The sequence below is a fragment of the Pseudomonas sp. TH49 genome (genome assembly GCF_016650625.1).
Taxonomy (GTDB): domain Bacteria; phylum Pseudomonadota; class Gammaproteobacteria; order Pseudomonadales; family Pseudomonadaceae; genus Aquipseudomonas; species Aquipseudomonas fluorescens_H.
In genome coordinates this window covers 800,711-824,667 of sequence record NZ_JAEKFL010000002.1, presented here as the reverse complement: position 1 = coordinate 824,667, position 23,957 = coordinate 800,711, and the positions used below count along the sequence as shown (strand labels likewise).

At 57.3% G+C, this 23,957-nt stretch carries 34 protein-coding genes; 4 read left to right on the top strand and 30 right to left on the bottom strand.

Translation table 11 applies throughout. From position 1 onward, the window contains the following. Nucleotides 1-4: 4 nt before the first annotated feature. The 29 genes from JFU48_RS21210 to JFU48_RS21070 all read right to left on the bottom strand — a co-directional run bounded on the left by JFU48_RS21210 (nucleotide 5) and on the right by JFU48_RS21070 (nucleotide 20,092). Complete coding sequence (locus JFU48_RS21210; protein WP_201137553.1) at nucleotides 5-385, bottom strand: phage tail assembly chaperone; 381 nt, start codon at nucleotides 383-385, stop codon at nucleotides 5-7. A 9-nt stretch (nucleotides 386-394) separates the two neighbouring features. Beyond that, nucleotides 395-1,051, bottom strand: coding sequence for a phage tail protein (locus JFU48_RS21205; RefSeq protein ID WP_003225230.1), 657 nt, complete (start codon nucleotides 1,049-1,051; stop codon nucleotides 395-397). A 70-nt stretch (nucleotides 1,052-1,121) separates the two neighbouring features. Beyond that, entirely contained in the window at nucleotides 1,122-1,538 is a 417-nt protein-coding gene (locus tag JFU48_RS21200) for a phage tail terminator-like protein (RefSeq protein ID WP_201137552.1), read from the bottom strand. Then, nucleotides 1,535-2,188: a hypothetical protein gene (locus JFU48_RS21195; protein WP_201137551.1), complete on the bottom strand. Its 654-nt coding sequence runs from the start codon at nucleotides 2,186-2,188 to the stop codon at nucleotides 1,535-1,537. The genes JFU48_RS21200 and JFU48_RS21195 overlap by 4 nt, the downstream gene beginning before the upstream one ends. After that, nucleotides 2,185-2,553: a hypothetical protein gene (locus tag JFU48_RS21190; RefSeq protein ID WP_201137550.1), complete on the bottom strand. Its 369-nt coding sequence runs from the start codon at nucleotides 2,551-2,553 to the stop codon at nucleotides 2,185-2,187. Before JFU48_RS21190 ends, JFU48_RS21195 begins: the two co-directional genes overlap by 4 nt. Nucleotides 2,554-2,569: 16 nt before the next feature. Beyond that, nucleotides 2,570-3,073 (bottom strand): DnaT-like ssDNA-binding protein, encoded by a 504-nt coding sequence (locus JFU48_RS21185; protein WP_201137549.1) that lies wholly within the window; start codon nucleotides 3,071-3,073, stop codon nucleotides 2,570-2,572. A gap of 57 nt (nucleotides 3,074-3,130) precedes the next feature. Beyond that, a complete protein-coding gene (locus tag JFU48_RS21180; RefSeq protein ID WP_201137548.1) occupies nucleotides 3,131-3,721 on the bottom strand; it encodes a hypothetical protein in 591 nt (196 codons plus the stop codon). A gap of 45 nt (nucleotides 3,722-3,766) precedes the next feature. After that, on the bottom strand, nucleotides 3,767-4,729 hold the full coding sequence (locus JFU48_RS21175) for a major capsid protein (protein ID WP_201137547.1): 963 nt from the start codon (nucleotides 4,727-4,729) through the stop codon (nucleotides 3,767-3,769). Nucleotides 4,730-4,741: 12 nt separating this feature from the next. Then, nucleotides 4,742-5,470 (bottom strand): hypothetical protein, encoded by a 729-nt coding sequence (locus tag JFU48_RS21170; protein WP_201137546.1) that lies wholly within the window; start codon nucleotides 5,468-5,470, stop codon nucleotides 4,742-4,744. Nucleotides 5,471-5,557: 87 nt separating this feature from the next. Next, nucleotides 5,558-5,794 (bottom strand): hypothetical protein, encoded by a 237-nt coding sequence (locus JFU48_RS21165; RefSeq protein ID WP_201137545.1) that lies wholly within the window; start codon nucleotides 5,792-5,794, stop codon nucleotides 5,558-5,560. Nucleotides 5,795-5,876: 82 nt separating this feature from the next. Beyond that, entirely contained in the window at nucleotides 5,877-6,962 is a 1,086-nt protein-coding gene (locus JFU48_RS21160) for a minor capsid protein (protein ID WP_201137544.1), read from the bottom strand. Beyond that, nucleotides 6,937-8,355, bottom strand: a complete 1,419-nt coding sequence (locus JFU48_RS21155) for a DUF4055 domain-containing protein (protein WP_201137543.1) — start codon at nucleotides 8,353-8,355, stop codon at nucleotides 6,937-6,939. The genes JFU48_RS21160 and JFU48_RS21155 overlap by 26 nt, the downstream gene beginning before the upstream one ends. Then, complete coding sequence (locus JFU48_RS21150; protein WP_201137542.1) at nucleotides 8,352-9,653, bottom strand: terminase large subunit domain-containing protein; 1,302 nt, start codon at nucleotides 9,651-9,653, stop codon at nucleotides 8,352-8,354. Before JFU48_RS21150 ends, JFU48_RS21155 begins: the two co-directional genes overlap by 4 nt. Continuing rightward, nucleotides 9,640-10,101 (bottom strand): DUF2280 domain-containing protein, encoded by a 462-nt coding sequence (locus JFU48_RS21145; protein WP_201137541.1) that lies wholly within the window; start codon nucleotides 10,099-10,101, stop codon nucleotides 9,640-9,642. The genes JFU48_RS21150 and JFU48_RS21145 overlap by 14 nt, the downstream gene beginning before the upstream one ends. Nucleotides 10,102-10,132: 31 nt before the next feature. After that, complete coding sequence (locus tag JFU48_RS21140; RefSeq protein WP_201137540.1) at nucleotides 10,133-10,756, bottom strand: putative metallopeptidase; 624 nt, start codon at nucleotides 10,754-10,756, stop codon at nucleotides 10,133-10,135. A 602-nt stretch (nucleotides 10,757-11,358) separates the two neighbouring features. Next, nucleotides 11,359-11,706 (bottom strand): hypothetical protein, encoded by a 348-nt coding sequence (locus JFU48_RS21135; protein WP_201137539.1) that lies wholly within the window; start codon nucleotides 11,704-11,706, stop codon nucleotides 11,359-11,361. Continuing rightward, nucleotides 11,703-12,038: an MFS transporter gene (locus JFU48_RS21130; RefSeq protein ID WP_197867910.1), complete on the bottom strand. Its 336-nt coding sequence runs from the start codon at nucleotides 12,036-12,038 to the stop codon at nucleotides 11,703-11,705. Before JFU48_RS21130 ends, JFU48_RS21135 begins: the two co-directional genes overlap by 4 nt. 608 nt (nucleotides 12,039-12,646) lie before the next feature. Next, a complete protein-coding gene (locus tag JFU48_RS21125) occupies nucleotides 12,647-13,609 on the bottom strand; it encodes a hypothetical protein (RefSeq protein ID WP_201137538.1) in 963 nt (320 codons plus the stop codon). Nucleotides 13,610-13,647: 38 nt separating this feature from the next. After that, nucleotides 13,648-13,806 (bottom strand): Com family DNA-binding transcriptional regulator, encoded by a 159-nt coding sequence (locus JFU48_RS21120; protein WP_081794866.1) that lies wholly within the window; start codon nucleotides 13,804-13,806, stop codon nucleotides 13,648-13,650. A gap of 302 nt (nucleotides 13,807-14,108) precedes the next feature. After that, on the bottom strand, nucleotides 14,109-14,804 hold the full coding sequence (locus JFU48_RS21115; protein WP_201137537.1) for a hypothetical protein: 696 nt from the start codon (nucleotides 14,802-14,804) through the stop codon (nucleotides 14,109-14,111). Further along, complete coding sequence (locus tag JFU48_RS21110) at nucleotides 14,801-15,448, bottom strand: recombination protein NinG (protein WP_201137536.1); 648 nt, start codon at nucleotides 15,446-15,448, stop codon at nucleotides 14,801-14,803. Before JFU48_RS21110 ends, JFU48_RS21115 begins: the two co-directional genes overlap by 4 nt. Beyond that, complete coding sequence (locus JFU48_RS21105) at nucleotides 15,448-15,843, bottom strand: hypothetical protein (RefSeq protein ID WP_201137535.1); 396 nt, start codon at nucleotides 15,841-15,843, stop codon at nucleotides 15,448-15,450. Before JFU48_RS21105 ends, JFU48_RS21110 begins: the two co-directional genes overlap by 1 nt. Further along, entirely contained in the window at nucleotides 15,840-16,310 is a 471-nt protein-coding gene (locus tag JFU48_RS21100) for a hypothetical protein (RefSeq protein WP_201137534.1), read from the bottom strand. The genes JFU48_RS21105 and JFU48_RS21100 overlap by 4 nt, the downstream gene beginning before the upstream one ends. Next, the gene (locus JFU48_RS21095) at nucleotides 16,303-17,061 is read right to left on the bottom strand and encodes a hypothetical protein (RefSeq protein ID WP_201137533.1); all 759 of its coding nucleotides are present in this window, start codon (nucleotides 17,059-17,061) and stop codon (nucleotides 16,303-16,305) included. Before JFU48_RS21095 ends, JFU48_RS21100 begins: the two co-directional genes overlap by 8 nt. Further along, a complete protein-coding gene (locus tag JFU48_RS21090) occupies nucleotides 17,058-17,771 on the bottom strand; it encodes a replication protein P (RefSeq protein ID WP_201137532.1) in 714 nt (237 codons plus the stop codon). Before JFU48_RS21090 ends, JFU48_RS21095 begins: the two co-directional genes overlap by 4 nt. Next, complete coding sequence (locus JFU48_RS21085) at nucleotides 17,768-18,511, bottom strand: DnaT-like ssDNA-binding domain-containing protein (RefSeq protein ID WP_201137531.1); 744 nt, start codon at nucleotides 18,509-18,511, stop codon at nucleotides 17,768-17,770. Before JFU48_RS21085 ends, JFU48_RS21090 begins: the two co-directional genes overlap by 4 nt. Further along, on the bottom strand, nucleotides 18,511-19,320 hold the full coding sequence (locus tag JFU48_RS21080) for a Rha family transcriptional regulator (protein WP_201137530.1): 810 nt from the start codon (nucleotides 19,318-19,320) through the stop codon (nucleotides 18,511-18,513). The genes JFU48_RS21085 and JFU48_RS21080 overlap by 1 nt, the downstream gene beginning before the upstream one ends. 64 nt (nucleotides 19,321-19,384) lie before the next feature. Next, nucleotides 19,385-19,807, bottom strand: coding sequence for a phage regulatory CII family protein (locus tag JFU48_RS21075; protein WP_201137529.1), 423 nt, complete (start codon nucleotides 19,805-19,807; stop codon nucleotides 19,385-19,387). A gap of 81 nt (nucleotides 19,808-19,888) precedes the next feature. Next, entirely contained in the window at nucleotides 19,889-20,092 is a 204-nt protein-coding gene (locus tag JFU48_RS21070) for a Cro/CI family transcriptional regulator (RefSeq protein WP_201137528.1), read from the bottom strand. A gap of 116 nt (nucleotides 20,093-20,208) precedes the next feature. On the opposite strand from JFU48_RS21070, the gene JFU48_RS21065 reads away from it, so the two are divergent. The 3 genes from JFU48_RS21065 (at nucleotide 20,209) to JFU48_RS21055 (ending at nucleotide 22,598) form a co-directional block, all read left to right on the top strand. Next, complete coding sequence (locus tag JFU48_RS21065) at nucleotides 20,209-20,997, top strand: LexA family transcriptional regulator (protein WP_150648252.1); 789 nt, start codon at nucleotides 20,209-20,211, stop codon at nucleotides 20,995-20,997. Between the two features lie 94 nt (nucleotides 20,998-21,091). Further along, nucleotides 21,092-21,952 (top strand): DUF7946 domain-containing protein, encoded by an 861-nt coding sequence (locus JFU48_RS21060; protein ID WP_201137527.1) that lies wholly within the window; start codon nucleotides 21,092-21,094, stop codon nucleotides 21,950-21,952. 265 nt (nucleotides 21,953-22,217) lie between these two features. Then, entirely contained in the window at nucleotides 22,218-22,598 is a 381-nt protein-coding gene (locus tag JFU48_RS21055) for a hypothetical protein (protein ID WP_201137526.1), read from the top strand. A gap of 54 nt (nucleotides 22,599-22,652) precedes the next feature. Here the strand turns inward: JFU48_RS21055 and JFU48_RS21050 are convergent, their stop codons facing one another. Further along, nucleotides 22,653-22,874, bottom strand: a complete 222-nt coding sequence (locus JFU48_RS21050) for a hypothetical protein (protein ID WP_201137525.1) — start codon at nucleotides 22,872-22,874, stop codon at nucleotides 22,653-22,655. Between the two features lie 163 nt (nucleotides 22,875-23,037). Here JFU48_RS21050 and JFU48_RS21045 point away from each other — a divergent pair, with 163 nt between their 5' ends. Beyond that, nucleotides 23,038-23,601: a superinfection immunity protein gene (locus JFU48_RS21045; protein WP_201137524.1), complete on the top strand. Its 564-nt coding sequence runs from the start codon at nucleotides 23,038-23,040 to the stop codon at nucleotides 23,599-23,601. Nucleotides 23,602-23,957: the final 356 nt, after the last annotated feature.

Below are 23,957 nucleotides of genomic sequence, written 5' to 3'. Positions count from 1 at the left end.
ACGCTTAGGAGTTTCCCAGGCGTGCGTTGCTGAAGGCATCGGAATAAGCGGCCAGTACCGCGCCGGGAGTGGTGGCGATGGATTTGACGAGGATGCGCAGGTTCTCGTCGGTGAACTCTTCGGCGATATCCCAGCCGGCGACGATCGCCTTCAACTGTTCGACCTGCAGATCAATCAGCAAAGCCGTGAACTGCTCAATGCCGGCCTCTTCCGCTTTCTCCTTGAGCGCCTTATGACGCTCACCCCACTCTGCGTAGAGGCCAGCCAGTTCAGTCCGATCGCGATATTTGAATTCGAACTCAACGCTAACCGGATCGCCGCCGACCGTTGGCAGCATGACGACGTGCTTGAAGGTTGGATTCCGGGCGAGTGTGAACTTTGCCATGTGCCTTCCTTACGCCGAGGCGCTATAGCGGGTTGGGCGGCCGGTCAGCGCGATGCTGATAACGCGGGTCATCAGGTTGTTGCGCGACATGGTCGGGGTCGAGGTGATCGAGACGTAGCCGTTGTAGATGATCCGGCTGCCGCCCGGCAGGTTCAGGCGCAGAACGCGGGCCTGTTTGTCGTCGTCAGCCTCCTCGCAAACATCGACATAGGGCTGCGACGGATCGTCGGCGACCGTGATGGTCAGCGTGATCGGGTTCTTGGTCGTGGGCATCTGTCGGTCATCGTCGTCAGCCAGGAAGCCGAACGTCAGAAACTGCTGGTCGCCGCCGCTCGACCCGAGCTCGGTGATTTTCGAGATCTCGGTGAAGGTCGTCACCTCGCGCGCGGCACCGACGCCCGAGCCGGCCGGATACTGCTGAATGTTCGTGGTGTTCACGCCATCGAGCGCAAAGGTGCCGCTGGCAATCTCGCCGACTTGCACGGCGCGGCCGTCCAGACGGGTCCAGCCAGAGCTGAGAGCGACAATGTCGCCTTCGGCCAGTCCGTGCGCTGCAGCGGTCGCCACTGCCGGATTGGCATTGGTCAGGGCGGTGAATGGGATTGCAGCGCCATAGGCGGAAGCAATTTCGAACGTCGCGCCGTTGGGCATTTGAATGCCGGCCATGGGGTTTTCCTCTCTTCAGAAATGACAAAACCCGCTCAATGGCGGGTTCTGGGTTTGCCCAATGGGCGGATTAGTTGGTGTCGGCGCGGTACGCGAACGAAACCGGAACGGTGTAGGTCGTGTCGTCTGGGATACCTGGCCCTTGATCGACTGGCGTCATGGTCACCACGGTCAGTGCCTTCTTCGTGATTCGCTCGTACAGCGGAAACAGCGCGGCGATCTGGTCAGCCAGCGCGCCCGCCGCGCCGCGATACTTGCCCGCCGGCGTCACGATGCTGACCTGAAAAACGCCGGTGAAAAGCTTGTGATCGCCGGCAAGCGTGTCGCTCGCGGTATCGCCCGGCAGAGTGAAAGCTCGCAGGTAGGTGACGCCATTACCGGGTTCATAAGCCTCATTCTCGACGACAACCTTGAGGGGTGTCGGCAAAGCCTTCGCCCAGGCGATCAGCCTGGCCTCGTAGATCGAAGCGATGATGTTGTGGCTCATACCTGGTTGTTCCTGATGGCTTCGTCGACGATCTGCTGGAACCGCGCGAGCGTGATGCGCACCATGCCGCCCGGTGCCTGTTTGGAATGGCCGTACTCGAGCGGTACCGCATATGGCAGGTTGTTAACGATGTACGCCGTTTGCCCGATGGTCAGTTGCTCGACCTGAAGCCTGATCTTCGCCAGCGTTACGCCGCCAGCCGGATCGACCTGATCAAGCTCACCTTCAGCAGGCGCCCCGATCGAGAATTGCCAGTTGCCGCGGAATCGGCCACCGACGTAATCCTTGCCGGCAACCAGTCCATTCACGTTGAAGTTCTGGTCGCGCTCGGTTTTTGTCAGCGGCTTCGCATACTTCACGCCGCGCTTCAGTTTGCCGGCTTTGGTGAAATTACTCTCGTCAAGATTGATGATCGTGTTGCGCACGGCGACTTTGAAGTCATAGGCATCGGCGGCGCGGGTGTTGGTTGCGCGATGCGCCACGTTCGCGGCCCAGATCTCGGGGTTACCCACCGGTGACATGCGGATGACGCTGCTACCGATCTCGATCACGATTTCGCGGAAGGTGGCGTCGAGCCCTGCCTGGGCCTGCTCGGCAAACTGGCGGATGTTCTCGGCAAAGCTGCCGTTGAGGCCTGAGTATTTGCTCACGACCGCACCTGCAACTCATAAAGGATCGGCGTCCCGGCGGGATTCACCTCTTTCAGCGGAGGTACAATTGACCAAGCGCGCCCCTGAATGATCACTTTGTTCAGCAAGTCCGGCACCCACTCCAGGCCCTGCGCGGCGATCTTGAGCTTCTTGTCGCCCTGCTTGATGAGGCTGTTGTTCTGGAATTCCTGACCGGTGAAGTCGAGCAGGATGCCTTGGGCGGTCTGTTCAATGGTGGCGCCCGGTGAATCGCCACCTGTTTCAGGATCGTACTCGCCCGGCTGCGTCTTGCTAATGGTCACTGACTGGCCGAACTCTGTGATCATCTCCAGAGCCATCACGGCCATTTCGTCGTAGAAGGCCATGGTGGCTCCGCTTCAGCTATGCGCGCACTGCGAACAGTCCGCGCTTCTGTAGATAGTCGGCAAACTGAGTTGCGCTCGGTCGGTCCGGCGCCGCCGGTAACAGTCGGCCGCTGGTGTTTGGGATAGTCGCGTATTCGCGGGTTACCGCGCCCTCGACACGCTCAAGCGTTACCGCGCCTTTGCGCTTCTCGATCGGGTCGACGTCGTCAGTGTGGATCTCGGCAGCCAGCGCCATCTGGCCGTATTGGATTCGCGCCGGTAGGTAGTTGTCAGGCTTGATCTCGCGGTCCAGCTCAACGCCCCGGCGCGGCCAGCACAGTGCCTGCTCGCTATTGGTCTTCCGCCCTTTCCACGTCATGCCATCCATTGCCAGCGCAGCCCGGCGCAACAGCGCTTCCTGCGCTGGCACCTCCGCCGGGATGGTCACGCCGAACTTCACGGCGTACATGGCCAGGTCTTCGGCGGATGCGTAGCTTTCGGCGTCAGGCTTGCCAGTACCGTCCTCGATGATGAGAGTCATGAATCAGCTCGCTGTGGTGTTCTGGACCGGATGCCACGTTATCGGGCACCCGGGTTATTACGCCTGCTGCAGGTCAGCAACTGCCTTTTCCAGCGATTCTACCGAAGCATTCGCCCGATACGTCACGTTGGCGGCGTCGAGTTGCGCTTTGAGGTTCGCGATCTTCTCGCCATTGTCGACCGGTTCCGCTGCCGCCTTCAGGCGTTCGACTTCAGCGCGGAGAGATTCCACCTCGCCGGCCAAATTGTCACGTTCACCCGTGAGGGTTTCGAAACCCTCGTGAATCGCTTTCAGCGCACTGAACAAGCGGATTGGCAGTTCGCCGGCGCCCGGGTGTTCTAGTTCGGACAGACCTTCAGCGGCTTCGATCAGTCGCAGGATGCCGTCGCGCTCGGCATTCAGCGTGGCGTTGTCCTGCTCCAGGCTGGCAATGACCGCAGCGCCACCTAAATCAACCGGCTCGTTGATCAAAGGTTTCGTCACCGATACTTCGACGCCAAGCGCCTCATAAGCGTCGACCACTTTAGGCCAGTCGCCAATCACCACCGCGTGCGTCACACCCGCTTCAGGCCGATCAAAGTGCGCCGGATTGCGGTAACGCTTTTCCGGATCGAAGTCCGAATTTTGAGTGGAGTAAACCAGTTCCATAAAAGTCTCCGTAGCGGCCATTGCTGGCCGCTGTCAGGGCCAGTATCAGCCGCCGGCTGGTGGCGTGGTGGTCAGGGTGATCAGCACGCCAGCAGTCACCTTGTTGCTGTTGGAATGCTTGACCCAGTTCGCAGCCGAACCCACAGCCGCCAGCGTAGGGTTCGCGCCGCCGGCGGCTTCCTTCCAGCTGTAGCCGAGCACATCGATGTTGACGGTGCCTTCAGCGCGGTAGCCGATACCCAGGTTCTCTTCGTCGTTCACCGCGTAAGAACGGAAGCCGGGCGCCTGGGATTCAGTGATCACAACAGCGTTTGGCAGCAGGCCGAAGATCACATCTGCGGGCGCGGTGTCGGTGACCAGCACCGGCTTGCCGAGAGTGCCTGGCAGGCCGCCGTAGATGACGACACCGGCCTCTTCGTAAACCTTGTTCGCGATCGCCTCGTCGACAATGTCGAAGTAAGCACTGGAGTGCATGACCCACAGCGCGATGCGGCCGAACTTGTCACCGAACTTGCGCATGCCGCGGGTCAGGGTCTTCTTGCCGTCGTTCTCGATGTTGGCCGATACCACCATGTCAGCGTTGGAGCTGATGGAGGCGCGCAGCGCAGCAGTGGCGTACTGGATGAAACCTTCCAGAGTGGCGTCAGCAACGTCGGCGCCGATGATCTGGGAGAACTCGTCGACCGGACGACCACGGCGCTTGAATGCCTCTTCGGTGGTCTGGTACGGACCGTACTTCCACGGCGCCTTGACGCCAACGGCTTCGCCCGTGCCGATCTTCTTCGCGGTCACCTTGCCGGTGGAGTTGACGTCGCGATGCTCCAGCGAGCCGCCGATCTTGTAGAACGAGCGCTTGCGGAAGTCGCCTTCGATCAGCTCGTTGTCGAGCACGATCGCGCCGTTGGACGATGCGTTGAACACATCCAGGTTGTCCTGGACGCGCTCCAGGTATGCGGTTTGCGCCTCATCGTTGTAGATGATCAGGTCGCTGTTCACAGTTGTTGGCATGGGTGGATCCCCTTACTTGGGCAATTGCAGATATGCGGTTTGGCCGTGCTTGCGCTGGTAGTCGCGCTTTTGCTCGGCAGTCATTTCGGAGCGCTTGAATGCAGCCTGGCCGCCACCCCCGCCCGGGGCTTGTGTCCCTGAAGCCCTTGGCCACAGATGAGGTGCGCTTTCGCGCAAGGATTCCGCCCATTCGAGCGGAGTCAGAGGGGTCTTGCCGTCTTTACCGAGGATCACCTGGCCGGATTCATCAACGGCAACCGCTTCGCCCTCTTCGTTCAGCGAGAACACGCCTTTGGCGCGCAGGATGATGTCGTCGGTTGCTTCAGGAAGTGCGCCGGCTTTGAGTGCTGCACCGCGTACCGAATCGCCCAGGACTTTGCCCTGGAACTTGGCGGCGAATGCTTCGGCCTTTTCGGCCCGCGCGGTGACAGTCTTCAACTGCTTGTCGTAGTCGCCACGCAGGCGCTCGGTGCGACGATTGAACACCTCGTCCACCTTACCCTCAGTCAGCAGCTTGGTTTCCTCGTCTTGGCCGGCGCGGCTGAGCAGGCCTTTGACGGCGTCAATGTCGATGCCCTCAAATTGCGTTTCGAACTGGGTCAGCTTGCCGGTGGTTTCCTTCAGCTTGCCCAGCAATTCGGAGTTCTTGGTTTTCAGACCAGATACGGAGGCCTCAACGGCAGTCGCGATAGCGGCCTTGATTGCCGGATTGTCCAGGTCGATTTCGTTTTCTTCTGCCACGTTGATGCACCCCTTGGGTATGTGTTGCCCGCTTTGCAGGCATAAAAAACCCCGGCTAATGCCAGGGCTGTTGATTCAGCGGGACGGTTATGGAGTGATGCCAGAGCAACGAATCCTTCCCCCCGTCGTTAGCGTGAGTTCAACCCACGGGTAGCTTCCCTGCAGCCGTTTTTTCACCAGCTGGTAGATTTCTTCTTTGCGATCAACTGGCCCTTCAATCGGAAAATCATCAAAGCCGCCCGTTCCACTTGGGTAGCTAGCCAGTAGCTTGAAAAAAGACTCAATCAGATCACCAGTCACCCTTACACCCTGTTCGAACTTCATACCCATGTATCACCTCACTGTTGATTCAGGTGCCATGGTAAGGGCATTTTCAAGGGTCAAAACTTGGTGGTTTGCATGGTGTCTAGAGCCCTGCTCGCTCAAATGCCAGCGGCTCAAGTCCCTTCATTTGCGCTAGGGTCAGCGGCGCGAAATTGCGATCTAGCTGTAGTTCGGCAAAGCGCTCGACGCTCAGTCCCCCCTCGCGGAACAGCTTGGCCCGCACCGGCCCAAGAGCCACGTCCTGAAACGACGCCGGCTGCTGCTGTAGCCAGTGGTAATAATCGAGGCTCGCACTGACCTGCCCCGCTCCACCTGCGCCCACCGCCGCCCGCGTGGCGCCCTTGGCGAACATCTCGCTGAACTTGGTCAGCAGGATGAACGTAGTACGGCAATTCGGGTGGAACGGTGGACGCGGCCCGGAATCGACCGGGAATCGTCGCTTATCCATCGACCGACACTGCTGGCTGGTCCTGCTGTCCAGCGTGGCGACCATCTCGACTTCGGACACGATGTCCGTATTGGCCTTGGCCACCTCCATGCGCGCCTGAGACGACACATGCTGAATCGCGGTGTGCACAACCGTGCTGGCATTGCGGTTGGTGGTAGCAAGAATGCCGTCCTTGTAGCCGGCTGCCTTGGTGCCGCGAATGTTGCGGATGATCTGGAAGTTCGTTTGACCTTCGAAGAAGCCCTGCCGGATCGTACCGGTGACGCGCTCGCGCTCAGCACTAGTCCAACCCTTGATGAACGACTTCAGCAGCTTACCGCCGCCGGTGCCGCGCACACTCAGGGGATTGGTCAGCACCGCGGTGCGGATAGCCGCTGCCGTAGGCGCGACCACATCCAACGAAACACCCACCGGCGCCGACCGGGCCAAGCTCGACGCTTCAAACTCAGCCTCGTAATTGGCGATGTCGATTAGGTCGAGGTTCAGTTGCGCGCTGTAGCGGTCGAAGATGCCTAGCAGCAAGCTGTCGACCTCTTTCAACAGCGCCTCCAGCCGCTTCACGTTGTACTCGGTCAGATTCGATTGAGTGAGCCTGTCGCGAATAGAGCGGTCGATCTCCTTCAGGAAGGGGGCGAACTTGCCGACCTCCCCTGCCTTCAGCTTTTCGAGGAAGACCGCGTGACGAATCGTGGCGTCAAGGATTGCTTGGTTTGCCGCCATCTACTTTGTCCTCGTCATCCAGACCCAAGCCGTCGCCCTGCTCTGCTAGCTCACCGTCGATTTGCTGGTCTGTGCGCTCGGGCGCGATCAGGCCCAACTTACGCAGATAGGCTCGAAGATCCGCTTTGGCGAAGCCGCCGTTCTGCCAGAGGCCGACCAATGCGGTGATCATTTGCGGATCAGCCGTCAGTTCCACGAACTCCTGATTGATCTGGTAGGCGACCTTCGCGTCATCGACGCCCATGTAGGTGCAGCACCACATGATCGCCCGGGTATACGCCTCGCTTACGTTCGCCACACACCCGGCAAGCACCGAAGTCGATGCAGACTGATCACCACGGGCTTCGGTAGCCGTCTTGGACGAGAGAGAAGCCACCACCATTCGGGCGCCAAGTTCGATCATCATCTGGTTCTTATCGGCCATGGCCTCCTTCACCAGCGTGTTCGGCAGCGGCTGGGCATATCCGAACTGACCACCAGTTGGTAGCATCATCGGAGCGCGGGAGCCGACGTAAACGCCGTTCTTCTCCATCCAGTCGCGCCACTGCTCATCCAGACCGGAAATCCAAGGCTGGGCTTGGCCGCACCAGAAGACGCTGTCTTCATAGTCAGCGCTGTTCCGGTAGTGGCCCAGGTTGATCATTGCAATGTCGTATAGCGGTGACTCGTCAATGCTTGGGTCATTGTTCTGTGCGCCTACGAAGGTGAACGGGATCTCTTTCAAGCGCCCGGCGGCTCCTGTGGGCTTGAACTCCTGAACAACGGCCAACGGCCCGCCACCTTTCGGCCCGGATCGGCGCCAAACGCGGCAGACAAAGCCATCATCCTCGAGAGCCAGTTCCCGGTATTGTTCGACCACCTTGAAACCGAAGCCGTCTTCGATCTCCGGCGACTCGCGCAACACCACCAGGGTCAGCACGCAGTGTCCGTTCACCATGCCTGTGCGCCAGTTGATGATGTCTTCGGCGCAGTACGACAGGATCACGGAGTGCCCACCGGTGCCGCTGTCTTGGTGATAGTCGACGTACAGACCATGCCGCCCAGCCTCAAGCACCTTTTCGAGCGTGCCCTGCGAGTGCTGGTAAATGCTCACCCCGGAGCCGTTGGCGTTGTCCTGCAGATACTCCATCTTCTTCGCAACGACCAACGTCGGGTCTTTGTGAAACGCCAAACCGAGCAAGCCATTGCGCGTGTGACCGGTGGCGTTCTTGAACACCGCCCGTTCGCGATAGGCCTTGTTTCGGTCTACGTTCTCCGGCGACTTGTCGTGAGCATTGATGTACGGCAGTCGGTGAACAACGCGGTGCTGACCGGCGCAAACATCGCGCACGGTTGCCCAGCGATCCAGCACTTCGATGTAGTCCGCCCGTTTGAAGGAGACGTCGTTGCTCATCGGGCGTATCCCATTTTGATGGCGGTGACCGGTTTGATGATCGGGTACTCGCGGTGAATGAAGTAACCGCCGCCGTCGTTGGCGTGGTCGTTGCCTTGGCTCTTGTCAGGTTCGCCGTTGGGCGCCCAGATCTGCTGTTCCAGGCCGTCGGCGTAGGTCGGGCATGTAAACGGGTTGACCAGGTACCGCCGCTCGCCCTGCGCGTTGCAGAACATGGCGTTCATGGCGTTGATCCGATCCTTCACCGGCGGGTTGGCAGCCGGCGCGATGACCGTGAAGCCGGCCTGCTTGAGCATGGCGATATCGGTGAGGCTGGCATTGACCGACTTGCGCGAATCGCCGGACGCGTCCGGGTAAATCCGTATCTCGCAGGTCTTCTTGTAGTCGTTGCCGGTGTGTTCCCAGTACCGCTCCTTGATCCGGCGGATCATGTCCGGCGTGTCGTAGCCGTCCATCAGCTCGTCCACGGCGCGCGGCAGGCCCTGATCACGTTTGACATGGGTGATCGCCGCCATCTTGCCGACGTTGAAGTCCATGCCGATGAACAGCGGCTCGCCGGGCTGGACCGTGTCGAGGCACTGGTTCAGCTTGCGGTCGTAGGCGTGGTAGATCGACCCGGATGTCAGGTTGACGAACTGGCCGTTCAGGTAAGCGCGGATCAGTTGCTCGGGGTACGACTCCATCAACGATGCGATGTAGTCGTCAGGCAGGTTCAGTTCGTTGTCGAAGGTGCTGGCCTGGATCAGCCCATACATTTCCTTCAGCGCCGGCTTGTCGCGCAACTGCTTCACGAACTGGAGAAAGACGAACTTGAAGCCTTCCGGCGTTGTGGTCACGTCCACGCCGTTTTTCAGCCCGGGCATGTTGTACCGCATCCGAGCAATAATCTTGCGCCAGGCCTGCTGCGCCTTGATCGACGTCAATACGTCCAGCTCGTCGACCAGAGCGTGACCGATCTTGAAGCCCACGATGGTCTGCGGCTTCTCCATCGAACGGCAAATCACAGTGCCGCGATACTGCCGGCCGCTGTAAATGTGAACCTCATGGTTCGCCTGGTTGATCTTGGTCTTCAGCCCCCAGTCGTTAGCCACCTCCTCAATCGTGGGATAGAAGATGTCGCGGATCTGCGGGTAAGTTGGTGCGAAGTAACCAGCGTTGACGCCCGGCCACTCCATGAAGTGCTTGCTGAGCGCCGAGCATCCCACCCAGGTCTTTCCGGAGCCGAATCCAGCAACGAATGCGCGAAACTTGTGGGGTAACAGGAGGAACTGCGACTGCGGAACGTTAAGGCTCGGCATTCGGCTTCCTCGCATCCACTACGTCGACTTGAATGCGCGTCGGGATCGCTGGCTCATCGTCTGGCTCATCCTTGCGATGGCGATTGACGTAGACGTCGCCGACTTCCTTAGCTGCCTGCTCGAGGATCTGCATTGCGAGGCCGATATTCTTCATCGTCTCGGCCCGCTCGACAAACCGGTTCATGGCGCGCAAGCGGTATGCACGATTCGCGATAGGGATCTCAGCGGTTTCTTCGCGGAAGCGCTTGCGGGCGTCTTCAAACATCGTCACCCAGCGCTTGGCCAGGCCTTTCCCTGATGTCTTCGTGGGGTCGTGTGTCTCCACCTGCTGGCGGGTCACCGATATCCCGTATTCCTTTTGGACGGCTTCAACAACCTGTGAAGGCGTGTCGAAGCACGCCAAGGCCTGAACGATAAAGGCCTTCACGTCGTTTTGAAGGGCTGCCATAGATTTTCATCCGTCCAGAGCCTGTCCAGAATCAGGCCGACTTGAGCAGACAGGTTCCGCAGGCCCTCGCAATGTTCATTTTCCCTACCTCGGCAGGTTTGTTTGCAGCGTCCACCAGCTCTCGAACCGCCGGGCTTGCACCGTAGCGACGGACAACACCGACGAACTCTTCAACGTCGTGTCCGCGCATCTCAAGCTTTGGCAGGCCTTCCTGGGTGAACTTGGGTGCGCCGTACTGATCCTTCGCTTGGGCGATGTGATACAGCTCATGTTCGACCAGAGCGCAGAAGTCAGCGTCGCTGCACTGGGCGCAGTAGTCGGCGGCCAGAGTGACGATGAAAGCCGGCACGTCGCCAAACCAATCACGCATCTGCTGTTCCATCCGGGCCTTCTGCCAGCCGCCGGCGCGGAACGCTACCTGCTCAGCCTGGCCAACAACAGTGCGACCCTTCTTCGTGAAGGCAGCAGACGCCCACATCACACGAATGTCCGCATCGATCAGATGGGCGTGCTCTTCGTTGTGGATGCTTCCGGTGTCAGCGAGGATCTCGGCTTGGAGCCACTCCCACACCTCGGGAGCAGGAGTCAGGCGGATACCAAAGTCAGATAGGTCAGACAGATCAAGCACTGAGCTAGGTGGCGTGGGCCTTTCCATCTCGCCTCCTCATTGGCATCCAAGAAAACTTCGATCAGTGCAGTTCCGATAACCACCCGAACAATTCCAACTATCATCTTCGGAAGCCACACCATGGGAATGCGCCTGCAAGGAGACTGCTCGAATTGGATATCTTTTACTCGAAGCTGTTATTTATAGCCCTCCCCGCACTCCTTCTCCTTCTGTACATAGGTTTTGGCCTGTTCGACCAAATCAGACCTAAGGGAGTCGTCTGGGGAGCTTGGAAAACGCATTCCTACTCAGGAGCTTTGGGCTTTGGAGCTGGAATATCTTTAGTTTTTGTCGTTACGTTTTTACTGAGAAAGACCTACCCAGGCAGGTTGGAAATTTACGTATTCAGCGTGTCGCTTTTGAATGCGTATCTGTATACCGCTACTGCTTTGATCGTGAACGTTCGCTACTTCGTGAATCGCCGACAAAAGCGCGCTGAAGCCCTCAGCGCGTCGGACACGCCTCAGCCAAACGATCGCCCATCCCGGTAGGCTCGTTCGATCGCCTCCCAGTCGGGTTGCTTGGTCGTCATGGGGAATCCTTATTGCGTGTCGCGACACAATTAGCTGATTCGCGAAACGTGTCGCGACCTACTTGGCTCGACGCTCGATCCCGCCCGGCGCCTTGTCACATCGCAGGCAGTGCTCACAGTTCAGCGTTCGGCACAGCCAGGCTTTCACCCGCTGCCAACAGATGACCATGAAGATGTGGCGCATACCGGCAAGGGCCAGCGAGACGTGCAACGTGATACCGGCAGTGGTTGGGCCGATGATGAAAATGTTCTGGTTGCGGCTCATCACCACAAACCCGCTGATGGCGATCGCTGAATAGATCAGCTTGCCGAGGATTCCGTCCCGCACTCGACCGCTCAGAACACACCAGGTCGCCCAGAAGGCAATCAAGCCGCAGGAGATGGAGTTGATCAGTTCAAGATTCATGGGTTGCCTCCCCCGAACCGCTGGCGAATGAGCGCCCAGAGGTCAGCGGCTTTGATGGCTCGATTGATGGCTGCGAGCAGTGATCCGCCGAATGTGCCCAGCAGGAAGCCAATACCCGCGACGATCTTCGGCTCTGTCACACCCAAGTAGGTGCTGACCATGCTCGTCAGGTACAGCGAACAGGCGATGCCCGTGATCAGGAAGATCAGCCAGGCGCGCCAGTCGGCCAGATCGTCTTTGTGCCACCAACTCGCGACGACAGCGCCGACCAGTCCTGCGATCAGCAATTCAAACCTGTCGATCTTGTCGAGCAGGCGCTGCAATAACTCCATGCGCTCGACTCCGTGGGGTGCATGTTGAATAGGTCGGCGTCCTCTGCACTCCCAGCTCGGAGCAATGGGTGTGGGGAGCCGAAAACGAAAAAGCCTCGACCTCTGTCAAGGCCATGAATTAGCGGCGTTTAAGCCATTCGATGTGGATGAGAGCGCCAATGCCAAACAGTATTACGGCTCCCGCGGCGACCAAAAAAATAAGCAGTGGCCACCCAGTTAGATCTCCGCGGCCGCATGCTGCACTGGCAGCGGTGCTGGCAGCCACTACTGGGAGGGTCGCAAGCGCCATATCAAACTCCAGATGCAAAAAAGCCCCTGCAAGTGCAGAGGCCCTGAATAGGTGCGCTCGTCTTTCCGAGCTGTCGGCCAAAGACCTTCTCAACGTCGACGCCCCTTTGCATCGATCTCGCTGATCCAGTCTCGCGCCACCCTGCAGCATTGGTGAGGTCAGGGTACGCGGGCTGCCGGTGTTGATTCCGTACGTCGCACTATCCGGCTATCGACGTCCAGGCATCCCCCGAAGGGCCACCCTGGCTGTGGCGAACCTGAATCAGAAATGAAAAAGCCCAGCGCGACGGCTGGGCTCTGTTACGCAGGGAGATAGAAGATCATGGAGTCCAGTAAGCAATCTTGCCGCTTGCACCAACAGCTACAAAATTGCCTTTGCCGTAGGCAACGCTCCGGATATCGGTTCCTGCAAAAGTGTTGGCTTGCTGAACCCAGCCGATCCCATCCTCGGAAACGGCTGTCTTGCCGCCGTCGCCGACAGCTACATACTTGCCATTACCGTAAGCAATGTCGCGGATGATGGTTCCACCGAAACTGGTATCTTCAACAGCAGTCCAGCTAAGCCCATCGGATGAATATGCCATCTTGCCATCCGCACCAACGATAAACATTTTCCCGTTGCAAAGCTTCATGGAAAGGATGGTGCTATAGCCGAAGGTGCTGGTTCTGGTCGTGAATGTTTGCGGATTATCCGTCGCCATCTTCACAGCGCTAAGCAGCTTCCCATTCGATCCCGCAATCAACACAAAACTGCCAATGACGTTGACGCAGTGCACAGTCTCGCTAGAAGTGAAGGTCGTAGTGCGCTCCACCTGGCCTGACCAATCGCCATAACGGGAAAAGACTTTACCGTTAGACCCAACCAGTATCCAGGTGTAGTTCTCGCCGTAAATTGGCTGATAAAAGACAATGCCTTGCAAGTCTGCGGACGCGCGAACAGTTGCCGTAAGGTCTGTCCAAACCCTTTCAGGGTGGTCTGTGCTGCCGAAGAACAGATTGCCGGATTGAGAAAGGGCTTGAAGCGATGACCCAATACCGTTCCAGTACAGCTCGTTGAGGACCTTTCCGCTATCAGAGGTGAGGGCGCCCTTAAGCTTGGTCCACGCTGTACCAGTTGCGCCTCCGCTGACAACCTGAGTGGTTGTGGGAAGACCGTTGCCACCAACCGCATAAAACTTGCCTTGCGCAAAAAGCACGCGCCTAAGCATGCCAGTGTTATCCACCGGTTGTACTTGAGTCCAAAGATCTTCCAAGGTTTGAGACGCTGAGTTTGCGTTTTCCATTTTAAACTCCGTTACTGAGCTGATTTAAGTTCAGGCCTCTATATTGGGCGTATGGCGCTCATGGGCGATTGCTCGAGGCTCGCGGCCTTCACATGATTCAGCGTCCCGCATCGGGAACATTTGATCTGGAGCTCGGTAAACTCACCCACCCGGGCGAGAAGTCTGTTGCATTTTCCGCATCTGCATTCTTTTAACATCTGCAAGTCCATTTGGTTTTCTGCTAGGCTCCGTCCCGCTCGCGCGAGCAGTGAGGGCCTTGGCTGGCTTGCAGGCTCTATCTGCGATCTGGCGTCTCTTCTGGGTGTTACCGCACCCTTTGGAGTCGCCCTCTCTTTTTCTCCGCGCATAAAAAAGCCCCGAACTTGTCGGAGCTTTTTGCTATCTGGCGGGCATAAAAAGCCCGACTCAGTGGGCGGGCTTTTTTGCTTCACTCCTACACACGCAGGAATGACAGGATGGGATTAATTTCGCTCATTCGCTCACTGATGTCAACAGGTAATCACGCAGCCTGTTCAATCAGCAAGCCTTCTGCCTCCAGAATGTCAGCAGCGTGCGCCAGAGCCTCGTCGACCAAGACGTCAGCAGCCTTGCCGATATCCTGCCGCCACCGGCGTCGAGTCGACTCCGGGGTGCCGTCGTTGTCCCAGGTGTTCATGTCGTAGAAGCTGTCCTTCAGCACGATCATGTCGGCCGATCGCGATTCGTCTCTCTTCGCCTTGGCTTGGCCTGCTGCCAGCGCAGCCTTCACTACTGCTTCGCGACGCCACTCCGGTGCATCGAGCGGGATCTCGACGGATACGGACGTGGCCACCTTCGGCCGCGCCCCCTTCAACTGCGGGATAGCCCAGGCAGTGGTCGCCTTGAACAGGAACAGCTTCGGGGCCGGGGTGTTGATGAGGGTCTGCAACGCAGAGATGGCCTGCACCTTGCGCCCCTTGTGGGTGCTGTACTTCGCCACCAGCGCATCCCAGTGCTTCTGCTCGAGCGCACTGTGCAAACGAGCAGACACCCAGCAGTCCACCTGCGTGCGGTCGATGGTGTCGGCACCACGGGAGCGAACCAGTGTAGCCAGATCACCGCCCTCCTCCTCGTCGGCAGAGTTGTACAGCTTCTGCCATGCCTGTTTGCTGGTGTTGTCGATCGCCTCGGCCGCGAGGGCGGAGACAACTGCGTTCAGAACACCTGGATAGATCATGCTACAGCCCTCTTCAGTTCGCGGGTCTTGGCCCGGTATTCGGCGGTGATCGCCTTAAGTTCTTCTACGGTGTGTTTGCGTGGTTCGTGGTCGGCTTCAAGCGCTTCGACTTCCGCAAGGCCGATGCGGGCGATCAAGCCGGCGCGGAAGCTTTGCGAAACCGTCTGGCCCTTTCGGGCGAACTTGGATGAGCCGGCGTTGCAGCTCTTGCACTGCAACCAGATGTTGTTCGGTACCAGTCGCAGCTCTGGCCGAGCGCCCTTGCCGAGATAGTGGCCCGCGTCGAACGCGCCTCCAGTCTTCCAGCCTTGCGCCGCCAGAATCGATTCCTGCGATTCGCCGCAGCTGATGCAGCCACTACCGATGCTCAACTCGTAGGTTCGCCGGTAGTCGCGCACAGCCTTCTCGGCATCCTTGAGGTGATCGGCGCGACTTTTCAGGGCCTCTTTGCGGACTTTGATCTCGCGGCGCCCGAGCTGGGCGATGGCCTTGCGGGCTTTCTCGCTGTTCGCCGGCGCCATCGCGAGCGCGCACTTCGGACTGCACACCGCCTGCCCCAAGCGCTGCGGCGGGAAGCTGATGGCGCACGCCGGGTTCTTGCACTTCTTCGGCTTAGGCCTCTTGATTGGGGGCTCGGCTCTCATCAGAGAAAGTCCTCCGAATTGACGCGCTTTCCCGTGCGACGGAAGTATTCAGCGCTTTTTGCATTGGCCAGCAGCTTGCAGCGGTTGCAACATGAGCCTTTAGCTCCGGACTTAATGGCCTTCGCCGTTCTCAGGACGTAGTAGCCGCAAACACACTTACAAACCCACCGAGCCTTTGTTTCGGCCGATATGCCAAGCGCGATCAGTCGACCGAACTTAATCCCTGCGAGGTTCAAGAAACCTGGCAAGCACAGCTCAAGATCGGTCGGCTGCCGGATCGAAAGCGGAAGCTCCGAGTCGGCGTGCTTCTCATCTACGTGATAATCAAACGACTCACCGCGCGACACGACTCGCGCCGCCACGGAATTCACCGGGCGATCATTTCCATTTTTCATGCAGCCTCCTGGCTCAGCAGATCATCGAAGTACACACCCTGCTGTGCGAAGCGCGCGACGATGCGGTCGGTGTAGGCAACGCCTTGGGCGCGATTGAACAGGCTGGTCACCGGGAACCCGTCAGGGCCGAAGAGCTTGCACTCCCCCATCAGGGCGAGCTTCGCCTCGTATGACAGGTGCCTCATCACCCGATACCACTCAGCCTGAAAACCGGCGTCCTCGTTCAGTAGGATCTGCACGCCGATGTGCAGCTTGCAGTAGCAGCGGGCGTCGGCCGGGTCGCCGATCTGGGTCATCTCGGAGATGCGCTTGTACATCGCGAACCAGAGACGGTTCTGGTCGAGCGTGCGGTCTTTGCCCGGGCGCAGCGACACCACGACGAACTTCTGGTCGCGATACATGGCGCTGAGCCGGGTGATCGCCTCGGAGAGCTTGGTCTGGCAGTTCACGGAGATTTTGTCAGCCATGATCCACCCCCTTGTTCATGCTTTTTTCGTTGCATAAAATCTGCTCACCAGCCTCATGCGCGCGCGAACCTTTCGGAAGTCTGAGCGAAAGCGAGAGGCTGGATTCTGTTCCTTCCCCGCCCGCTCGACTGTTAGCGGAATGCTCAAGATCTCCCACAACCTCGCACGCGATGGCAAACGCCGGGTCGCCCAAGCGAGTCGATTGCATGATGCGTGTCATGCCTTCGAGCAAAGCGTCGTTCTGTTCCTGAAACTGGCCGGCACCACGCTGCAGCGCTTGCACCTGCCCACGTAGCGCAGCGTTCTCCGCGTTGACGTGGCTGAACTGCGTGGCGATGTGTTCTTCCAGCGACACCTGGTCACGCTGCCAGTCGATCTCATCGTGGTAGTAACCGAAGCGCTCGCAGAGGCTACGGTGGAAGTTTTTGAAAGCCTCGTCGAGACGGTTTCGCTCAGCCTGGACGGTTCTGAAATCCGTTCTCAGTGAATTGATGGCGCGCATGCTTGCACCCTCACTCAGCCCTCTCACCTCGGCCAAAAGGTGCAAAACTGCAGCTGGATTGGCGGCAGCGATGAACGCCTGATTCGAGAAGTTTTGCGTGATGTCGTTCGGTCGACGGGCATACATTGAAACCATCCCAATATGACGGTCAGCGGAGTTGATGCTTCCTTCGTGATGCGAGTTATCAGCAGTCCACGGTCCAGGTGTCGCAGCCTCGGCCAGCCGTTTAAGTTCGGTGTAATCAGTCATGTCCGTTGCTCCGTGTTCTTCCTGCCAAACTTGGCCAGCAGTTGCGCCCGAGCTGCGGCGCCTGTGGTTGGTACACCCTGAGTGGCCAGCAGTCGTGCTTGGCGCTGGCTGGCGAATTCCTCGGCCAGTTCCAATTCGCTTTTCTGGCTGTCGTGCCCGATGCCCGCGGCGATCTTCCCGTCCAGTGGCTGTTTGGTCTGCGCGCGGCGCAGGATCACTTCGTAGTTCCGGTCGAATCTGGCTCGCAGGCCCTTGTCTTCATGCTTTGCCGCTCGCAGGTCGAACAGGCCGGTGGCTTCCGCCGCGAGCTTCACCGCTTCGTGGCTGGAGGTGCCCATCAGCGCCTCAAGCCAGGCGTCGGCCGGCGCAGGCATGCCGAAATCCTCAGGGCTGGGCACGCACATGGCGATGAACTCACCAACGCTCGGCGCGAAAGGCTTCTTGAGCTTCCGGCACTTCTGGATACCGAACTCAATCTGTTCCAGGGAGCGAATACCAGCGTCGGCGAACTCCTTGATCCATTCGGCCTTGGCAGAATCCAGTGCTTCGGTGGAAGGCCACGCTTGACGCCATGCAGGGAAGATCCCGCGCAGCCGGCGGAACAGGTCGTTCACCACCTCGGCCGTCTGCGGAGTTACTTGCAGCGGCTGAACGTGATTGGTCGGCGGCAGGTTGCCCATCGTCGCCATCAGTTGGTTCACCGGTTTCATGGGCTCACCACAAGGTCACAGGCCCACTCAGTGCTATCGAAGTCAGGCTCAGCACTTGGGCGCATCGGGAATGGCTTCACATTCGAGGCCGCCGCGCGATTGCGGTCGTTCAGCACCCACTTCACCAGCATCTGCACCCATTCGGCCTGAGTATTCACCTGACCGCGAGGCTCGTAGTGAGCGGTGAAAGCGCGTCGAGCCTCTTCGGTGAACAGGTTCGGTGCTACGCCTGAGTGCATCGAATAGGTCTTGAGGAGCTTTTGATCAGGATGCCAGTCGAGGGTCATTTCGCTGGGCATGCGAGGATCGACAGCCTCGTGCGTAGAGAGAGGTTCTTTATTCTTCTCTTCTCTAGGTAACGCACCGCTAACGCTGGCGGCGTTACCTTTTGCGTTACCAGATTTGTGTTCTGCAACTCGGCGAGCAGTCAAAGCCCTGTTTTTGGCGGTCTTGCCGTTGTGGCGCTCGAAATGAGGCAGGCTGATAAGGCCGTCAACCTCAACCATCCAGTCGACCAGCTTCATGTATTCGCAGAAGTCGCTAACACCAACGAGGCGGTCGAGTAACTTTTTGGTAACGCTTGGTGCGTTACCTGTTTCGGTTTGCTGATCGAACCAACCCCATACACGCATCAGTTTGCCGACTACCGCATCAGGGTCGATGTTGGCCCACTCCGCGATCTGGCAAACCTCTGGCTTATCCATGGTGCTGAGTTCAAATTTGATCCAGTCCCCGGCCATTACGCGGCCCTCAGTGCTTTGTCGTGAGTGAACAGGCCGTCCCAGTTCTTCTTCATGGGCAGCGCGCCAGCAAGGTACAGGTCGTAGAGGCGCACGGCGCCTTTCTTGAGCAGGACCGGCGTGAAGGCAATGAACGGTTCTTTTCCATGTGGGGCGACTTCGTTCTGGTGCTCGGTCATGTACTTGTCGCGGGCGTAGGACGCCACACGGAAGCGCAGGCCGGATTTGCTCTCGTTGTAGAGCCAGTTGCGGCCCTCAAGGTATTTGCCCACCTGCATGACGTTGACCCCATTGAGGCCCTTGCAGAATTGGGTATGGGTCATCCCCTCCTTGAACAGGTTCTCCATGGAGTGGATTTTCGAGGCCTGGGCCTCGACCTGGATCGTCAGTTGCAGGCGCTGCTGCTCCGCTTCGAAGGCGAGCTGAATAAGGTCCATGCGGGAAAGTTCGCGGGGCTGGGCGATCTGCCCTTCCAGCTCCTGCCAGCGGTCAACCAGCGCTGCGGTGAATTCAGGACTGAGCTGAGCCACGACAACGAAGCTGTCGCGCTTGCAGACAAGGTATTCAGAGGCCTTTCGACCAAGGCTATCGAGGTATTCCCCCACTGGGGGAAGAGCGATCACAGGGTTTCCATTTGCGTCGGTGCGCGCGGCAAGTCGTTCGATGGATTGCTTGACCTTGTCGTGGCGCGAGCCGACCAGGTCGGCGATCTCGCGAGAGGACATAGTGGTACGCGACACGTTTTCAGAATTCGAAAAACGTGTCGCGACACTTTGGGGGGTATTGCTTGAATTGGGTTGGCTCTGCATAATCGGGCCTCTCTAGTTTTGCGAATCAGCCGACCTTCTACGTCGGCTTTTTTGTGCCCGGAATTCAGGCGGCCTTCACTGAGGCATCCATCACGTCTAGGCTCTGCCGAACGTGGTTGATCTCCTGGCGGATCAAGTTTTTCTCGAAAGAACTGACGTGGTTGTCATCCAGCGCCTGGTGCACCGCGATGGTCAGATCGGCGACCTCTTTGCCGACGTTGATCAGTGATTTGGTCAATGCTTGCGGCTCCGGCGCAGCTTTCGCAACGAGGTCGAAACCAAATTCACTCGCCAGTGCAGCCAGAGGGCGCATGTCGCCGGTGTGCAACAGAATCCCGAACAAATGCTCCACGGTCAGGTGGTGTGCGTCGTTGTCCGGATTGGCGCGCTGAAGCAGGCCAACGTGAGGAACGCCCATCTTTGCAGCAAGGGTCTTGGCTTCGTTGTCGAGGACAGCGCTCTGGCAGGCCCGCAGAAAATCTTCCATTCGTAAAACCTCAAATTTGTTTCCGTGGCGCCCTGCCAGTGCGTGGGCGATCATTTGTTCGGGCAGTAAGCAATGACTGCCTTAGGCTGCTGTGCGCTTGGGGCGCGCCGGGATCGGACGAATCTCATTCGCCTCAATACGGCCGTCGTCATAAAGGGTGATTTCGATGCTTCTGCCGGCTCGAACCATTTGCGAGATCGCGCTCTGGTTCACGCCGAGAGCAGCAGCAAGCGCGGCTTGAGTGCCGTGCTCTCCTAGGTATTTGCTCAAAGGGATCTTTTTCATGGAATTTCCACGGCTTGATGTCTGCCATGGATAGTAGCAGCGCTGCTTTTTATCAGCAACAAAATACTAGCAGCGCTGTTTGCTTGGATATCAGCTCTGCTAATACTCTTATTCGTATGAAAATACGTCGCCCCCTCACCCCCGAAGAAGTCGCCGAGAGCGCCAGGCTCAAAGCTATCTACGAACAGCGGAAATCAGCTGCTAAAGCGGCCGGGCGCAGCCTGACGCAGGCGGACGTTGCCGAAGCATGCGGATGGTCCGGGCAAAGCGCATTCAGCCAATACGCCACCGGGAAGGTGCCACTAAATGTTGAAGCGCTGCTGAAGCTCGCAAAGGCGCTCAACTTCGATGCAAGCGAAGTCAGCTCTCGACTGTTATCCACTGTTGCCAGCGTGCAGCAGGACCGCATACAGCCAAGCGTAAAATTAGGAAGCATCGAGACTTGGGACGACGAAACCCCGCTCGATGACGATGAGGTCTACGTCCCCTTCCTTCATGAAGTCGAACTGGCGGCCGGATCTGGCAGGTTTGCGATTGAGGAAAGCGCTAACTCACGCCTCCGCTTCAACAAGAAGGATCTACGCCACAACGGCGTTCAGTTCAGCAACGCGAAATGCGTGAAGGTTGGCGGGAACAGCATGATGCCCGTGCTGCGCGACGGCGCCACAGTTGGCGTAAACGTGGGGAAAAACTCACTGAGCGATATCGTCGACGGCGAGATGTACGCAATCAACCACAACGGTCAACTTCGCGTGAAGCAGGTCTACCGGATCCCGATCGGTATTCGCCTCCGCAGCTTCAACCGTGACGAACATCCGGACGAGGACTATACGTTTCAGCAGATCCAAGAGCAGCAGATCTCGATTCTGGGGCATGTGTTTTGGTGGGCGATGTACTCGCGCTGACATGTCCGTGACATATTAACGGGCTGAAAAAGATAAAAGTATAAAAACGAAAAACACAACCAACACATTACTAAAGCGATAGCCAGGGCTAAAAATGGACAACCAAATCCAAACGGAATTTACGATTTCTTACGATGCCTCCGGCGATCTTGAAAGTCATAAGATAAACGCCAAAGACCTTGGAAACGCAATTGTCGGCATGCACGACTTAATTACCAAGGCTGCGTCTATCGTAAGCAATGGTTCTTCCGAAGCGGAGTTGAAGGTGATTGCACCTGCTAAGGAAGGCTCCCTGGAAATCGTTTTTGCTATTGTGGCTGATCCTCTTACTACAATAACCGTGATGAAGAGTATCGGCATCGGTGTTGCAGGGGCCGTTGCAAGCACTGCCACTGCCATAGGAATAATTGATCGACTGAAAGACACAAAAATTGACAGCGTAATTATAAACGCCCAAACAAAAGAAGCGACTTTAATAACGAAAGACGGACCGATCAAAACAAATTCAAATGTCGCCCAACTTGTGTCCAGCAAGGAAATTCGCCAAGCATTACACAAAATAGTGCAGGCACCGTTACAAGGAAGGGAAGCAGCAACAATCTCATTTATCTCCGACGACACCGAAGTAGTCCTTGCAGAGCCAGAGATAAAAAACTTCACTCCTATTCGATCTGACGTCACCGAGAAAGAAAACAAGGAAGTACTACAAAAAGTAGTCCAATTCACGAAACTTAATTTCAAAAGCCGTCGCAGCTGGACAATACAAAGCACGGACGGGCTGGAGACATCAGTTACTATTAGAGATGACAACTTCATGGCAAAAGTATCTGCCAATGAAGAGGCGTTTCAGAAGGACAAGCTATACACTGTAGAACTCGAAAAAACTGAAACAACAAATATTAGCGGCACAAAAACAAAATATGATATAGTCCGAGTAATTAACGAACTCAACTAACCGCAGGGATTAACATGTGGTCTCCGTTACTGATAGCTCAAGCAACTGGATGGCTTGTTCTTATCTTGAGCTCGCCGCTAATATTTATTTTCACGAGAAAACTCGTAAGGCACCTCGCTTACACTTGGTTCCCTCGCGACACTATAATTCAGTATCAAACAAATGGATTTGTAACAGAAGCGTACTATGTCAAGCATTCAATTATTAAAGGCTCATCCTTTAGAAAGCTTTCATATGAAGAACTGAACAAGCTGGAGGCCGCGCAATGAATAACAATATGTTCATGGCTCTTTCGACCTCCGTAGTAAATGGTGCCGCATTGGCTGCAACATCTGTCATTGGCATACCGGAAGTAACTCAGGGAATAATGGCGTCGAGCGGGATAATTTCACCGTTTTTGTCTCTGTGGTTGTTGAAGATTTATATCCGAATTGATGATCCCGCAGAGCTTACTAGAATTATTGCCAGCTTGAAGTCTTCCATTAAAGTGTGTAAAAAACACCTCAAGGACAAATCAAGCAGCGACGAATTCAAGCAAAGAACCCGACTTCAGCTTGAAGACTTCCAAACCAAGCTACAAAATGCTCGTACCGATTTTGAAAAGGGGCGTACCCATACTGTCACCCCTATTTCCATAGCAGAATAATTGAAGGAGGTAGCCCGGCCTAGCGCCGGGCTTTTTCATGCCTACCCTTCCCTGCTATGTACCACCCTCCAGACCTTCGACCGAGTGCGCGTAGAAGGCGGTCGCCTCCTCCACCAGCTCCCGCCAGTCATCACCGTCGATTATGCTGGCGCGTTTGTACTCGTCCGCCAGCTTCAGCAGTTCGTCGTATTGCTCCTCGGCGTCCATTCGGATTTCTGGCTCTTCGAGTAATTTTCGCCAGGCTGACAGGGCCTGTACTTTCCGGTCGTCGTTCATGGTGAGTACCTAGTGGGCGCGTGCACCGGTAGATATCTCCCACAGCGCTGCCGTTCAGTGAAGGTGACTGACGGCGCGGCAGATGGTGGCGTAGGGCCACGAATGGTAAAATACGAGTCTCACTCAATGGATCAGGTTTTACGATATGGATAGTGGAAGTCCTATGGCTGGCTGTCTTTTTCTGGTGGTTGGCTTCTTCATCTACTTCCTGCCCACATTTGTCGCCTCCAGTCGGAAGCACCTCAACGGAACGTCGATTTTTCTAGTAAATCTTTTTCTTGGATGGACGTTTCTCGGATGGGTCGTCGCATTGGTCTGGGCTTCATCCGCGAATACAGAAGTACCGGCAAGGAATTTGGCGTCAGGAGTTGGCGCGTCCGCCGAACGGCCCTGCCCTTTCTGCGCTGAAACGATCAAAAGCGCAGCTATCAAGTGCAAGCACTGCGGCGCTGATGTTGAAGCCATTCAAGCGCCGCGACTCAAGAATGGGTGGGTCGCATCTGTTCCGTGCAAGTCTGGGGCAGAACAGGCGAATACCATCGAGGCGATAAAAGCGCTCGGTCTACCAGTTGTTCCAATGATTGGTGCAGCAGTCGGCGCCGGGCCCTTTGAAACGAAAGATGAAGCCAAGCAAGCCTTAGCGCTCCTGCGAAATGAGCCAAGACTCTTCAGCGAAGTCATGTATCGGGATTCTGTGAGCGGGAAATATCCACCAATTCTCGACTGAACCCCATTTTTCCAAAGCCCGCCAATCGCGGGTTTTTTTGTGCCCGCAGAAAATATTATTAGCAGCGCTATTTACTTTAAATAGCAGCGCTGCTACTTTTATTCGCAAGCCAGACAACACCGGCTCAGCAGCGAAAGCCGCGCCGCTCTTTAACAGTCAGGAATCTTCGCGGATCGATCCCCGGAAACGGGCACAGCGCGAAACACAAACTTCGATCCCCATGCAGGCTCTGGAACCTGCCGGACTCCCCATATGGGAGGACGCCAAACCATGCAAGCCAGCCGGCGAAGAACACCGAACACGAAATGTGTGACGCCGGCCAGGTGGGGAAACCGCGGCGCCGAGCATGGGGCGGA